The sequence below is a fragment of the Maribacter orientalis genome, assembly GCF_900109345.1.
In the GTDB taxonomy this organism is placed as follows: domain Bacteria; phylum Bacteroidota; class Bacteroidia; order Flavobacteriales; family Flavobacteriaceae; genus Maribacter; species Maribacter orientalis.
Genome location: NZ_FNZN01000006.1, coordinates 185360 through 198557 on the forward strand (window position 1 = coordinate 185360; position 13198 = coordinate 198557).

At 33.7% G+C, this 13198-nt stretch carries 14 protein-coding genes; 9 read left to right on the plus strand and 5 right to left on the minus strand.

Annotated features, from left to right (window positions below; translation table 11 throughout):
* The first annotated feature begins 25 nt into the window (after positions 1–25).
* The 4 genes from BMY56_RS13985 (at position 26) to BMY56_RS14000 (ending at position 3538) form a co-directional block, all read left to right on the plus strand.
* Positions 26–766: a TerB family tellurite resistance protein gene (locus tag BMY56_RS13985; protein WP_091625482.1), complete on the plus strand. Its 741-nt coding sequence runs from the start codon at positions 26–28 to the stop codon at positions 764–766.
* 25 nt (positions 767–791) lie between these two features.
* Complete coding sequence (locus BMY56_RS13990; RefSeq protein ID WP_091625484.1) at positions 792–1376, plus strand: HupE/UreJ family protein; 585 nt, start codon at positions 792–794, stop codon at positions 1374–1376.
* A gap of 84 nt (positions 1377–1460) precedes the next feature.
* On the plus strand, positions 1461–1898 hold the full coding sequence (locus tag BMY56_RS13995; RefSeq protein WP_091625487.1) for a deoxycytidylate deaminase: 438 nt from the start codon (positions 1461–1463) through the stop codon (positions 1896–1898).
* 14 nt (positions 1899–1912) lie between these two features.
* Entirely contained in the window at positions 1913–3538 is a 1626-nt protein-coding gene (locus BMY56_RS14000) for a S41 family peptidase (RefSeq protein ID WP_091625540.1), read from the plus strand.
* Here BMY56_RS14000 and BMY56_RS14005 read toward each other — a convergent pair.
* Both BMY56_RS14005 and BMY56_RS14010 read right to left on the minus strand, forming a co-directional pair.
* Positions 3535–3738, minus strand: coding sequence for a hypothetical protein (locus BMY56_RS14005; RefSeq protein ID WP_079512418.1), 204 nt, complete (start codon positions 3736–3738; stop codon positions 3535–3537). The two genes, BMY56_RS14000 and BMY56_RS14005, sit on opposite strands and share 4 nt — an antisense overlap.
* A 37-nt stretch (positions 3739–3775) precedes the next feature.
* On the minus strand, positions 3776–4354 hold the full coding sequence (locus BMY56_RS14010) for a MarC family protein (RefSeq protein WP_079512419.1): 579 nt from the start codon (positions 4352–4354) through the stop codon (positions 3776–3778).
* A 114-nt stretch (positions 4355–4468) separates the two neighbouring features.
* Here BMY56_RS14010 and BMY56_RS14015 point away from each other — a divergent pair, with 114 nt between their 5' ends.
* The gene (locus BMY56_RS14015) at positions 4469–5038 is read left to right on the plus strand and encodes a DUF3109 family protein (RefSeq protein WP_091625489.1); all 570 of its coding nucleotides are present in this window, start codon (positions 4469–4471) and stop codon (positions 5036–5038) included.
* Here the strand turns inward: BMY56_RS14015 and BMY56_RS14020 are convergent.
* Entirely contained in the window at positions 5031–7013 is a 1983-nt protein-coding gene (locus BMY56_RS14020) for a tetratricopeptide repeat-containing sensor histidine kinase (protein ID WP_245737229.1), read from the minus strand. The genes BMY56_RS14015 and BMY56_RS14020 overlap by 8 nt on opposite strands.
* 8 nt (positions 7014–7021) lie before the next feature.
* Positions 7022–7756 carry a LytR/AlgR family response regulator transcription factor gene (locus BMY56_RS14025; RefSeq protein ID WP_091625495.1) on the minus strand — a complete coding sequence of 245 codons (735 nt, stop codon included), beginning with the start codon at positions 7754–7756 and terminating at the stop codon, positions 7022–7024.
* Between the two features lie 271 nt (positions 7757–8027).
* Here BMY56_RS14025 and BMY56_RS18685 point away from each other — a divergent pair, with 271 nt between their 5' ends.
* The 4 genes from BMY56_RS18685 to BMY56_RS14040 all read left to right on the plus strand — a co-directional run bounded on the left by BMY56_RS18685 (position 8028) and on the right by BMY56_RS14040 (position 12870).
* Positions 8028–8204: a hypothetical protein gene (locus tag BMY56_RS18685; protein WP_177170974.1), complete on the plus strand. Its 177-nt coding sequence runs from the start codon at positions 8028–8030 to the stop codon at positions 8202–8204.
* Positions 8205–8231: 27 nt separating this feature from the next.
* Positions 8232–8780, plus strand: a complete 549-nt coding sequence (locus BMY56_RS14030; protein ID WP_091625497.1) for a hypothetical protein — start codon at positions 8232–8234, stop codon at positions 8778–8780.
* A gap of 500 nt (positions 8781–9280) precedes the next feature.
* Complete coding sequence (locus BMY56_RS14035) at positions 9281–10261, plus strand: ribonucleotide-diphosphate reductase subunit beta (protein WP_091625500.1); 981 nt, start codon at positions 9281–9283, stop codon at positions 10259–10261.
* A gap of 125 nt (positions 10262–10386) precedes the next feature.
* On the plus strand, positions 10387–12870 hold the full coding sequence (locus BMY56_RS14040) for a ribonucleoside-diphosphate reductase subunit alpha (protein WP_091625502.1): 2484 nt from the start codon (positions 10387–10389) through the stop codon (positions 12868–12870).
* Positions 12871–12928: 58 nt separating this feature from the next.
* Here BMY56_RS14040 and BMY56_RS14045 read toward each other — a convergent pair.
* On the minus strand, positions 12929–13198 hold a 270-nt coding region (locus BMY56_RS14045; protein ID WP_218144569.1), incomplete at its 5' end, for an integrase core domain-containing protein.

A 13198-nucleotide genomic window follows, 5' to 3' on the forward strand; every position in this document is an offset into this window, starting at 1 on the left:
TCTTTGGCGAAATTGAGAACACGAAATGATTAAATGGTTGGGAGCCGTAGTAGGCTTTTTTTTAAGAGGACTGTCTGGAGCAGTTTTAGGATTTTTTGCAGGGAGTATTATAGATGGTTTTTTTGGTAGTAATAAAAGTAATGCACGTTCAGTTTTTCAAGATTATACAAGACCTAATGTGTCGCCCGCAGATTTTGAATTGAATTTACTTTCATTATGCTCTATTGTTATAAAGGCAGACGGACAAGTGAGTCAATCTGAAATGGATTATGTACGTCAGTATTTTGTAAGCACTTATGGTAAAGATAAAGCCAATGCTATTTTTAGAAGCTTCAATGAAATTAATAAAAAAGGTGAAATATCCGCACAACGGGTATGTACGTTTTTAGCGCAACGTACACGATATGAAGTACGCTTACAGTTGCTGCACTTTTTATTCGGTATAGCTCAAGCTGATGGCAGCATTAGTAATTCTGAAATTCAAAAAATACGCGAAATTGCTGGTTACCTTCGAGTGCCGTTAAATGAATTTGACAGTATAAAGGCAATGTTTGTAAAATCTGCCAATAACTCTTATAAAATATTGGATGTTCTAAAATCGGCAACAGATGCAGAAGTAAAAAAGGCGTATAGGGAAATGGCTAAAAAATATCACCCAGATAGGGTAAATACTAAAGATGAAGCCATAAAAAAAGGTGCCGAAGAAAAATTTAAGCAAGTTCAGGCGGCATACGAGACTATTCAGAAAGAACGAGGTTTAAATTAATTGGAGACTTAAAACAACTCTCATTATGCAAGAATTTTGGTTTTATATACAATTGGGTTTACATCATGTATTAGATGTCAATGCCTATGACCATATTTTATTTTTGTCTGCATTAGCACTTCCATTTACATTTAAAAGTTGGAAGAATATATTGCTTTTGGCAACGGTTTTCACAATCACCCATTGTTTGGCTTTAGTATTATCGGTTTATGAAATAATGCTTATTGAGGCTAGTTGGATTGAGTTTTTGATTCCAGTGACCATTTTATGTACTGCCATTTATAATTTAATAGATAAAGAAGTACAAAAAGGAACCAAAACCATTTGGTTTCATGCATTGGCTACCGGTTTCTTCGGATTGATACACGGCTTCGGATTTTCTAATTATTTTAAAATGATGATCATGGGAACCGAAGAAAAATTGGGGCCCTTATTCGGTTTTGCTGCTGGTATAGAAATTTCACAAGTAATAATTGTTTTGTTGGTTCTTGTACTGGCCTATGTAGTTCAAACAATGTTTCAAATAAAACAAAGCTTATTCGTTATCGTAGGTAGTATCTTAATAATGTTAATTACACTACCATTATTATACCAAACGTTTCCATTTTAAGAGTGTTAAATTTTAGCCTAAGATATTGTCCTTGCCCTACAAAGCAGGTATCTTAGTACATTAAGCTTTTGAAAAGCTAGTAGAATGAAGAGAGAAAAACAATTGAAATACGACAGGGCCTATTTAAGAATGGCAAAGGAGTGGGGGAAACTGTCTTCGTGTAAGCGAAAGCAAGTAGGGGCGATCATAGTTAAAAATAGAATGATAATTTCAGATGGTTATAATGGTACACCTACCGGTTTTGAAAATTTCTGTGAAGATGACGAGGGTTATACAAAATGGTATGTTTTGCATGCAGAAGCAAATGCTATTCTTAAGGTAGCGAGTTCTACACAATCTTGTCAAGGTGCTACGCTTTATATAACATTATCCCCTTGTAGGGAATGTAGTAAGTTAATTCATCAGTCTGGCATTAAACGTGTAGTATATCAAATTGCTTATAAAGATGATTCCGGATTAAAATTCTTGGAAAAAGCGGGAGTTGAATTGGAGCACATGCCAGAAATAAATGTTACTATCTAACGTTTGTACTAATGATGAACAAGAAAAATAGTTTTCTAATGCCGTTAATAATAGCCTCAGCCATAGCTGTTGGTTTTTTTATTGGTGGAAAACTTAGTTTTAATGATTCGCCTGAAAGACTTTTTTCTACTAATTCTAAAAAGGATAAACTCAATAGACTTATTGATTACATCGATTACGAGTATGTAGATGATGTCAACACAGATAGTATTGTTGAAATTACTGTAAATAGCATCTTAGAAAAGCTAGATCCACATTCGGTATACATTTCAGAGAAGGAAATGGATCGCGTATCTGAAAATATGAAAGGTGATTTTGTGGGTATCGGAGTAAATTTCTATGCTTATAAAGATACAATCACAGTTATAAAAACAGTAAAAGATGGGCCCAGTTTTTTAAAAGGTATTTTACCTGGTGACCGTATTTTAATGGCAGATAATGATACGTTGTACGGAAAAGATTTTCCTAGTGAAGTGATTGTTGAAAAGCTGAAGGGGAAAGAAGGTACAACGGTCAACCTAAAGGTGTTTCGAAAAGCAGAAAATAAAACATTCAATATAGAGGTTAAACGTGGTGTAGTGCCATTAAAAAGTGTAGAATCTTTTTATATGCTTACCAAAGATATAGGTTACATAAAGGTGAATCGTTTTGCCGAATCGACCTATAAGGAGTTTAAAAGTTCATTGGATGATTTGCAAAAAAGAGGAGCTAAAAAATTGGTGCTTGATTTACGCGATAACCCAGGTGGTTACTTAGGAATGGCAGAAGAGATGGCCGATGAGTTTTTAGAAGAAGGAAAACTTATCTTGTTCACCAAGAATAAGAAAGGTAAGATAAATAAGAGTTTTGCTACTGATGAAGGTAGTTTTGAGGACAAACCCATTTATGTTCTAATAAATGAAAGGTCTGCTTCGGCAAGTGAGATTGTTGCAGGTGCTTTACAAGACAATGATATTGGCACTATTGTAGGTCGTCGTTCATTCGGAAAGGGATTGGTACAGCGCGAAATGGCACTGGGTGATGGTTCGGCAGTACGTTTAACAGTATCGAGGTACTATACTCCCACGGGTCGTAGCATTCAAAAAACATATGCCAACGGAACTAAGGATTACTACCAACGCTTTACAGATAGATTTCATAGTGGTGAGATGGTTTCAGTTGATAGCATCAAAGTAGCAGATTCTCTAAAATTTGTTACACCAAAAGGCAAGGTTGTATATGGTGGTGGTGGCATAATTCCCGATGTGTTTGTGCCTATAGGTAGTAATGAGGAAGAGGCTGTAGAGAGTATGGATACCTTGGGTTTCTTATCATTTTTTGTATTTGAACACTTAGAAGAGGATCGTGATAGATATGCGAACTATTCTCAAGAAGAGTATGTGAACGATTTTAAAGTTGATGATATACTTTTTGAAAAATTCGTAGAGTATTCCGTAAATAGAAATTTGAGGATGAATTTCTATGAACATGAACAAAGCATAAAGCGGTTTTTAAAAGCAAGCATTGCCGAGCAATTGTTCAATACCAATATACATGCGAAGATTAAGGCCGATGAAGACCCTATGCTTCAGAAAGTATTAGAATTGGATAGTAATGTAATGCAACAACAAGAATCTAGCTTAATCAAAGCTAATAATTAATCCTTGTTTATTTTGTCCTGAATCTTTTTGCTTGTCACAAAAACCAAAAGTAGTATTATGGCACATAAAGAAGCCATAATACCAATAAGTGCAATGGTACTATCTTTCTCAAACGGATTGGCAAAATCTACCATCGTTACGTTATAGGCAATTAAAGCTACTGCAATAGCTATGAAGATAATTGATATTGTCTTGCTCATAAACTAGTTTTTTATAAAGTTACAACCTTCTTCTTTCCTAGAAAAGTTGATTGATATTGGCTGCGAATAATTTTACTGCAATTGCCATTAGAATAACCCCAAATACTTTTCGAATAACATTAACACCACCTGACCCTAGCATTTTTTCAATCTTAACAGATGACTTAAGAACTATAAAAACGAAAATAATGTTTACAATAATTGCAATTATTATATTTTCAACATAAAACTCAGCTCTTAATGAAAGAAGAGAGGTTAGGGTGCCTGCACCGGCAATTAATGGAAAAGCTATAGGTACAATAGATGCACTCTCAGGTTCATCATCTCTATATAATGTTATGCCCAAAATCATTTCGATAGCTAAGAAAAATATAATGAAAGCACCAGCAACGGCAAATGAGTTTACATCAATACCTATAAGGTTTAAAATTTCTTCTCCAAGAAACAAAAAGGCAACCATTATAATTGCGGCAACAACAGAGGCTTTTTCAGATTGAATATGCCCAACCTTATTTCTAAGACCAATAATTATGGGAATACTCCCTAAAATATCAATTACAGCAAAGAGTACCATACTTGCTGTAATAATCTCCCTAAAATTAAAATGAAACTCCATGTTGAAAATTTTTGCAAATTTACGTTTATAAATTTCGACTTGGTTCATTATTCGGGAAATATTCTAAGACCATTACTTTTTAAAAAATGTATCTTGCGGCCTTTAAATTAGATCATGTTTCAATTAGGAAAAACTATCGTATCAGAAGAAATCATTGAGAATGATTTTGTTTGTAATCTTAGCGCTTGTAAAGGTGGTTGTTGTGTAGATGGCGAAGCTGGTGCGCCAGTAGAAGATTCTGAAACAGAAATCATGGTTGATATTTATGCGAAGGTAAAACCATTTTTACGTCCTGAAGGGGTAAAGGTGATTGAAGAACACGGTGCATTTGTAAAAGGTGAAGATGGTGAGTGGGAAACTCCATTAGTGAATGGTAGTGAATGTGCGTACGTTATTTTTGATGAGCGAAAAATTGCTAAATGTGGTATCGAAGAAGCGTATAATCAGGGTAAAATCAAATGGAAGAAACCTGTTTCCTGTCATTTATACCCAGTTAGGGTAAAAGAGTATACAGAGTTAACTGCTGTAAATTATCATAAATGGCAAATTTGTGATCCTGCTTGTTCGTTAGGTGAAGAATTAAAAGTTCCGGTTTACAAATTCGTAAAAGAGGCTTTAATTCGAAAATTTGGTGAAGGTTGGTATAATGAGTTAGAAGAGGTGGCGAAAGATTATCTTAAATAGTTGGTATATAAATAACTATTTGTGTGCCAATTGGGTTAGTGTCGTCATCGAACTTGTCAATGATCTCAACATGAAAATAGTTCTCGTAATCACGCGAAAAATTTGCTAATCGCTCTTTAGTTATATCAATACCGACCGATTTTCTTTTTAAAACCTTACTGTCTTTTATCTTTTCAGCAGCATCACGGCCTACTCCATTATCGGTTATGATTATTTCAATAAAACCGCTTTTTCCTTTTTTGATTTCAAGGTCAATATTTTTTGCTCCATCTTTAGAGGATAGTCCGTGCCATAAAGCATTTTCTAAAAATGGCTGCAAAATTAGAGAAGGTATCTTAATATTATGAGTGTTAATATCATCTTTTACATAAACATTAAAATTTATTTCGTTAGAAAATCTAATGTTTTCAATGTTCATATATAGGGTAACAGTTTCTAATTCTTCCGCTAATGATATTTCTCTTTGTGAAGAAGCTTCTAATATTTTACGTACTAATTTCGAAAATTTATTTAGATAATGAACAGCGTTTTTTTTCTCGTTATTTATAATATATAATTTAATCGAATTTAAAGAATTGAATAGAAAATGAGGATTCATTTGACTTCGTAACATACTTTGTTCTAAAGTCAATAATTTTTTCTCGGCATTTAACTGACTTTGTCTGTATAGTATATAAAGTATGCCTATTAGAAGAACTAGGAAGATGGCAATAACAATTAATATTGTTCTGTTTTTTCTAAGTTTCAAACGAACAGATTCGTTTTCTTCTGAAAGTCTTTGAACTTGATTGGCCCTCATTTGAGATTCGTACCTCAAAATCATATCATTTACATACCTCAGGTTTAAAGAGTTTGTAATGCGCTCTTCATATTTTCTAGACTCTTTAAAATAGCGCATACCCTTTTCATAGTCATCTTGCTTGATCCAAAGTTCAGATAGAAACTTATTTGCTTCGGCAATTTCAGCATTTAGCTCATAGGTTTTAGCCAATGAAAGACCAGTTTCCAAGTTTGTTTCTGCTGAGTCAAAATCACCTAAACGTGTCAACGCCCAGCCTAGATTAATATAGATGATGGTGACTATTTTTTGGTCTCCTAAAGCAATAGCCTTGTTAAGGTTTGATTGTAAAATGTTTATTGCTTCGTTAATTTTCCCGTTGTGTACATAGATATGGGCTATGCTATAATTACAAATAATCTTCCCTTTTTCAGAATCGATAATTTCATTGTAGACAAGAGATTTCCTAAAGTTTTGAAGTGCTGGTTCTAACTTTCCTTGTGCTTCATAACACTCTCCTAAATTTTGGTGGTTAATCGCAAGACCTAATTTATTGTCGAGTTCTTTTTCAAGAATCAATGACTTTTCAAATTTTTCTATCGCAAGATCATATTGCTCTAACATTTGATAAATATTACCAATACTATTAAGTGAAACATTTATGCTTCGCTTTAGTTCTATGCTAGGTTCAGGCACTGTTTCAGCTAATTCCAGTGCTTCTTGACTATAATCGAGGGAAGATTTAATAGCTTCCGTATTTCTATAGACTACACTGATCATGTTAAGACTGTAGACCCTAAATTCTATACTATTCGCATTAATTGATGTTTTGAGTGCATCTTGAAATAAATCTAATGCTTTTGGATATAAAGAAATATCTCTATAAATTTTACCTAATTGATTTAATGCATAAGCTTGCCCACATAAATACCCTTTATCTTCTGATCTATTTTTTACATATCGTATAAGCGTACTGTCTTTTCCAAATTCTCTTAAAACATTATCGATTTCTTGATAAGTTTTTGGTGCTGTTATTATTAGGCTATCGACCTTTTTTTTTAAAGTTGCAGGTATAGTTTGAGAATAACTAAGGTGTGTGTAAATAAAGGTGAATAGAATGCAAATTAGATAGAAGAGCCTGTTTCTATGTACTGAAATCGTAGAATTAGGCATATGTATTCGTAGTTGTTTAAACATAAATGGGCTTACAACAAATCTAAAAAATCTGATTTCTTTTGTCTGGAAACCGGTATTTTATGGTTCGATTTTAGTACCACATAACCATCAGTTTTCAAGAATTCTTTTATTTTGTTCAGATTGATAATATAAGAATTATGAATTCTAAAAAAGGAGTCTGACGGTAATAATTCATTTACTTCTTTCAATTTTTTAGTGAGCACAATTTTTTGACCATCTGTTAAAAATATAGTACTATAATTCCCATCAGATTCGGCGTATAAAATTTCGTCACTCTCAAGAAAGAGTAATTTACCATCTGTATTGAGCGTGATTCGTTTATGTACGGATCTTGAATTGAAATTGAGCATTGCCATCTCTAATTTTTCAACAGAGAAATTTTTATTGTTGAACTTTTTTATTTTAGCAATAGTTTCTTCAAGGTCATCTGTGTCAATAGGCTTAAGTAGATAGTCTAAAGCTTCATTTTTAATTGCCTTTAGGGCGTATTGATTATATGCTGTTGTAATGACAACCGGAAAGTTTTTATTGGTAAGCTTTTGAATGAATTGAAATCCATCCATTGTGGGCATTTCAATATCTAGAAAAAGACAGTCAGGAGTGTTTTTTTCTAGATAGTCTAAAGCATCATGTGGGTTGGTGAACGAGGCTATAACACTGATCTCATCGCTGAAATTTGTGAGCTCCCAAGTTAAACTTTGCAATGCTTTTATTTCATCATCAACAATTACGGCTTGTAGCATATTAAAATTATATCAGGGTAGAAAGTTAGGAAAAAATAGGGGGTTGTTTAGCTCTCAGGGACAAATTTGTATCAATGGAAGCAATTCTCGTATAATCGGTTGAAAAAGTAATAATGCTGTTACAATTCTTGTATTTTAAAGTATTTGAAAGAAAAGGATTACATATTATGTAAAAGGTGGTTCTCTTCAAAATTCGTTAAGGCAGTTTACACAAAAAAAAGGACAGGTTATACAATACTAACGTAGCTTTTTCCATCTTAAATTTACCTTTATGCAACAAGTTAGAATTAGTTTAAACCCTATTAACATGAGAAAATGCAGCATAATGTTCGCGTTATTTATAGTGTTCTTGGTGATTGCTTCTAGAGTTTTGAAAGCTGATAATGAATTGAGTGAAAATTTGGTAGTCGAAAATGAAATTAAGGAGCGGCCGATTATTCGACCATGAATATTTTTTTACGTCAACGTGTAATCTATGATTCCAATACTAGGTAAGTCTCTAAAATTATTTTTTTTCGGTTTTATACCGCTATTTCTGCTTTCTAGTGGATCAAAGCCAATTTTAGACTACCCTGCTCTTAACAGTGGGTCATGTAATTTTAATGTTACTGGTAAATATAATTTGAAAATTGAGGGCATAGCATCCTTTCAAAATAGGATACAAAAAGATGAACGGGGTAATAATCATAATAAGTTAATACTAAATTTCGTACAGAATAATAACGATAAAGTACAAACAATCGAATTTGTTATTGCGTCTAACAAGATTACTCAGAATAAAAGGTTTACAGGGTTTTATAGAATTAAAACCTTGAATGGCTTAATTAATGGGTTTGATGGTGTTTATGGTTTTGCAGATATAAATGGGCTGAATGAGCTTCCTTTTTTTATTAAAACAGGTGGTATCAGAATTCTTAAAAACCATGAAGATGCCATTGACGGTCATCTAGAAGTACAGTTTAAAAATGCAAAGGGAGAATCTTTGAATATCAAAGGTTCTTTTAGTGCTGATATAAAATTATAATTGCATAAATGTAAGTACGGTTCTTTATGAAATAGTGTATGTTATTTTATTTCTGATGTTTTGAGCGCCAATATAAGTAAGGTTGCGGTTTATCCGTATAATTACAGTCTAAGAAAAGGTTTCGGGGGAACTACCTTTATTAGTCTTGGTGGGCATTTTTCATAATATGAGCATTAGAGGGACCGTACATTTTTATCAATTCTTCCAAATTCCTAAGATTCTTTCAGTTAACATTAATAAACCACCTAGTATGATTTTTTATACTTTTTGGTTTATAATTGTTTTGTTTAATATTTAAAAAAGTTACTCCAAAGAGGCGATTAGTCTTAGGGCAATGAACATCACCTGTGAGCCTAGATTTCAACATTTTGTGTTAAAAACTTTGTTGCCTAAATACTAAAACACCCTTTAAAAATTGAATGTATTTTTGAATCTTTGTTGGTCCCTACAAGAAGGTAGAATTCATCTTCTTTACAACTAATTTTTAAAAATTTAATTATATGTCCACAGCCCTAGAGCCTATATTGGAAGAAAATGCAGACCGATTTGTTATATTCCCAATTAAACACCACGATTTATGGGATTGGTACAAAAAATGTGAAGCTTGTTTTTGGACAGCAGAAGAAATTGATTTAAGTGAAGACTTAAATGACTGGAATAATAAATTGAATGAGGACGAGCGGTATTTTGTTAAACACATTCTTGCTTTTTTTGCCGCTTCTGATGGAATCGTAAATGAAAATCTAGCTGAGAATTTTGTAAGTGAAGTGCAATATGCCGAGGCCAAGTTTTTCTATGGATTTCAGATTATGATGGAGAATATCCATTCAGAAACATATTCTTTATTAATCGATACCTATGTAAAGGACGAGAAAGAAAAGAATATACTTTTTAAGGCTTTGGAGAATTTTCCTGCAATTAAGAAAAAAGCTGACTGGGCATTGAATTGGATAGAGTCTCCAAGTTTTGCAGAGCGGCTAATTGCCTTTGCGGCTGTTGAAGGCATTTTCTTTTCAGGTGCTTTCTGTTCAATTTTTTGGTTAAAGAAAAGGGGTTTAATGCCAGGCCTAACATTTTCTAATGAGTTAATCTCTAGGGATGAAGGAATGCATTGCGACTACGCTGTGCATTTACACAACAAACATTTAATTAATAAGGTCCCAAAAGAGAGAATCACTGCGATTTTGACTGAAGCACTAGATATAGAACGTGAATTTATTACAGAATCGTTACCTGCAAGTTTAATTGGAATGAATTCTAAATTGATGACACAGTACCTAGAGTTTGTTACCGATAGACTTCTTGTTGAACTGGAGTGCGATAGGGTTTATAATACTACAAACCCGTTCGACTTTATGGATATGATATCACTACAAGGCAAAACAAACTTCTTTGAGAAAAGAGTTGCTGAATATCAGAAAGCAGGGGTAATGAATAACGATGAAGAAGCTCAGAAAATCAGTTTCGACGCAGATTTTTAAATAAAATTAGAGCAAACCTCCTTGCTTTAAAGCAAGGAGGTTTTTATGCTCAAATTATTATATGTTAAAATTATTAACATAGCAATTGTATAAATAATAATTAATTCTAAAATAATTGTAGCCAAATGTATGTAGTTAAAAGAGATGGAAGAAAGGAATTGATCATGTTCGACAAGATCACCGCAAGAGTACGAAAATTATGTTACGGCCTAAATGGGCTTGTAGATCCTTTGAAAGTAGCTATGCGTGTTATTGAAGGTCTATATGACGGGGTTACCACCTCAGAATTGGATAATCTTGCGGCAGAAATCGCTGCAACAATGACGACTACACACCCAGACTATGCAAAATTGGCTGCTCGCATTTCTGTTTCAAATTTACATAAGAATACAAAGAAGTCTTTTTCTGAAACAATGGAAGACCTTTACTTGTACGTTAATCCAAGAACAGGTAAAAAAGCACCATTATTATCAGACGAGGTGCATAAGGTTATTGCTGAAAATGCAGAGCTTTTAGATTCTACAATTATTTATAACCGTGATTTTGGCTATGATTATTTCGGTTTTAAAACATTAGAACGCTCTTATTTATTAAAGTTGAACGGTAAAATTGCTGAGCGTCCACAGCATATGTTAATGCGTGTATCTGTTGGTATCCATTTAAATGATTTGGATTCTGCGATAGAAACGTATGAGTTGATGTCTAAGAAGTACTTCACCCATGCTACACCTACATTGTTTAATTCTGGTACTCCAAAACCTCAAATGTCATCATGTTTTCTTTTGGCTATGAAAGATGATAGTATTGATGGTATTTACGATACGTTGAAGCAAACTGCCAAGATTTCACAATCTGCTGGGGGTATTGGTCTTTCTATACATAATGTAAGGGCTACAGGTTCTTATATTGCCGGTACAAACGGCACATCCAATGGAATTGTTCCCATGTTACAGGTATTTAACGATACCGCTCGTTACGTTGATCAAGGAGGCGGAAAACGTAAAGGAAGTTTTGCTATTTATATGGAGCCATGGCATGCTGATATTTATGAGTTTCTTGACCTGAAAAAAAATCATGGTAAAGAAGAAATGCGTGCAAGAGATTTATTCTATGCAATGTGGATTTCTGATTTGTTCATGAGAAGGGTAGAAGCAAATGAAGATTGGACATTGATGTGTCCTAACGAATGTCCAGATTTGTATAATAGGCATAGTGAGGAGTTCGAAAAACTGTATCTTAAATACGAAGAAGAAGGTAAAGGTCGTAAGAAAGTTAAAGCACGTGAACTATGGGAGAAAATCTTAGAATCACAGATTGAGACCGGTACACCATACATGCTGTATAAAGATGCTGCCAACCGTAAGAGTAATCAGAAAAACTTAGGTACTATACGTTCTTCTAACTTATGTACCGAGATAATGGAGTACACCTCCCCCGATGAAGTTGCTGTATGTAACTTGGCTTCTATAGCGTTGCCAATGTTTATTAAGAACGGAGAATTCGACCATAAAGAATTGTTTAAGGTTACAAAACGTGTAACTAAAAACTTGAATAAAGTAATTGATAGAAATTATTACCCAGTTAAAGAAGCAGAAAATTCGAACATGCGCCATAGACCAATTGGTCTTGGTGTTCAAGGTTTAGCTGATGCTTTTATAATGCTACGTTTACCATTTACAAGTGATGAAGCTAAGAAGTTGAATCAAGAAATTTTTGAAACTTTGTATTTTGCCGCAGTAACGGCATCTGTAGAAATGGCAAAAGAAGAAGGCCCTTATTCTACTTTTGAAGGTTCGCCTATGTCTAAAGGAGAATTTCAACACAACATGTGGGGAATTAAAGATGACGAATTATCTGGAAGATGGGACTGGGAAAAATTAAGAAAAGAAGTTGTGAAAAACGGGGTGCGTAATTCACTATTAGTCGCCCCTATGCCAACAGCTTCTACCTCTCAAATATTAGGTAATAACGAATGTTTCGAGCCTTATACTTCTAATATTTATACTAGACGTGTACTATCTGGTGAATTTATTGTGGTTAATAAGCACCTTTTAGAGGATTTAGTAGGTCTAGGAATGTGGAACGAGAATATGAAGCAAGATTTAATGCGCGCTAATGGCTCAATTCAACATATAGAGACGATACCAAAAGATATAAGAGATTTATATAAGACCGTTTGGGAGCTTAGTATGAAAGATATCATCGATATGTCTAGACATAGAGGTTACTTCATTGATCAAAGTCAATCGTTGAATTTATTTATGGAGAATGCAAACTATTCGAAATTGACTTCTATGCATTTTTATGCTTGGAAAAGTGGCTTAAAAACAGGAATGTATTACTTACGGACTAAAGCTGCGGTAGATGCAATTAAATTTACCTTAGATAACTCTAAAAAGAAGGAAGTTCCAGTAGCCGAGGCTGTTGAAGCAGAAGTGGTTACATCTATCGTAAATGATGCGGTAGTAAGTACTGAAGCAACTGTTTCTAAGGTTGCTCCACAAGCTGAAATAGATATTAAGCCAATGTCCCCACAAGAGATGAAAGAAATGATTGCAAGGGCTAAGGAAGGTCAAGCAGATGATGATTGTTTAATGTGTGGTTCTTAAGGAGTCAGGCAATACTGAGTCGTCCTAAAATAGGTTGACAGTTTTTAAATAATTAATATTAAACCAGAGAAGCTAGCTTCTCTGGTTTTTTGTTGTGTATAAAGTTAGGTGTTTTATATTTTAGACTCAAGTGTGGTCTTTTGTTATTATATGTTCTTATTGATTCTGCTATGAGCTTTTTTAACTCTTTGCCACTGTTACATTTATAGATTAAGAATTCCCCTTTCAATATGCCGTTCATTCGTTCTGCCAATGCATTTTGGTAGCAGTCATACCCGTCTGTCATTGACGGGACCATATTACTTAGCCTTAGTTCTTTTTGGTATAT

Bases quoted from the DNA above. Each gene is read 5' to 3' on its own strand.
- BMY56_RS14010 (WP_079512419.1), bottom strand. From the start codon at position 4,354: ATGGAGTTTCATTTTAATTTTAGGGAGATTATTACAGCAAGTATGGTA.
- BMY56_RS14030 (WP_091625497.1), top strand. From the start codon at position 8,232: ATGATTCCAATACTAGGTAAGTCTCTAAAATTATTTTTTTTCGGTTTT.
- BMY56_RS14035 (WP_091625500.1), top strand. From the start codon at position 9,281: ATGTCCACAGCCCTAGAGCCTATATTGGAAGAAAATGCAGACCGATTT.
- BMY56_RS14000 (WP_091625540.1), top strand. From the start codon at position 1,913: ATGAACAAGAAAAATAGTTTTCTAATGCCGTTAATAATAGCCTCAGCC.
- BMY56_RS14015 (WP_091625489.1), top strand. From the start codon at position 4,469: ATGTTTCAATTAGGAAAAACTATCGTATCAGAAGAAATCATTGAGAAT.
- BMY56_RS14040 (WP_091625502.1), top strand. From the start codon at position 10,387: ATGTATGTAGTTAAAAGAGATGGAAGAAAGGAATTGATCATGTTCGAC.
- BMY56_RS13995 (WP_091625487.1), top strand. From the start codon at position 1,461: ATGAAGAGAGAAAAACAATTGAAATACGACAGGGCCTATTTAAGAATG.
- BMY56_RS14025 (WP_091625495.1), bottom strand. From the start codon at position 7,756: ATGCTACAAGCCGTAATTGTTGATGATGAAATAAAAGCATTGCAAAGT.
- BMY56_RS13985 (WP_091625482.1), top strand. From the start codon at position 26: ATGATTAAATGGTTGGGAGCCGTAGTAGGCTTTTTTTTAAGAGGACTG.
- BMY56_RS13990 (WP_091625484.1), top strand. From the start codon at position 792: ATGCAAGAATTTTGGTTTTATATACAATTGGGTTTACATCATGTATTA.
- BMY56_RS14020 (WP_245737229.1), bottom strand. From the start codon at position 7,013: ATGTTTAAACAACTACGAATACATATGCCTAATTCTACGATTTCAGTA.
- BMY56_RS14005 (WP_079512418.1), bottom strand. From the start codon at position 3,738: ATGAGCAAGACAATATCAATTATCTTCATAGCTATTGCAGTAGCTTTA.
- BMY56_RS18685 (WP_177170974.1), top strand. From the start codon at position 8,028: ATGCAACAAGTTAGAATTAGTTTAAACCCTATTAACATGAGAAAATGC.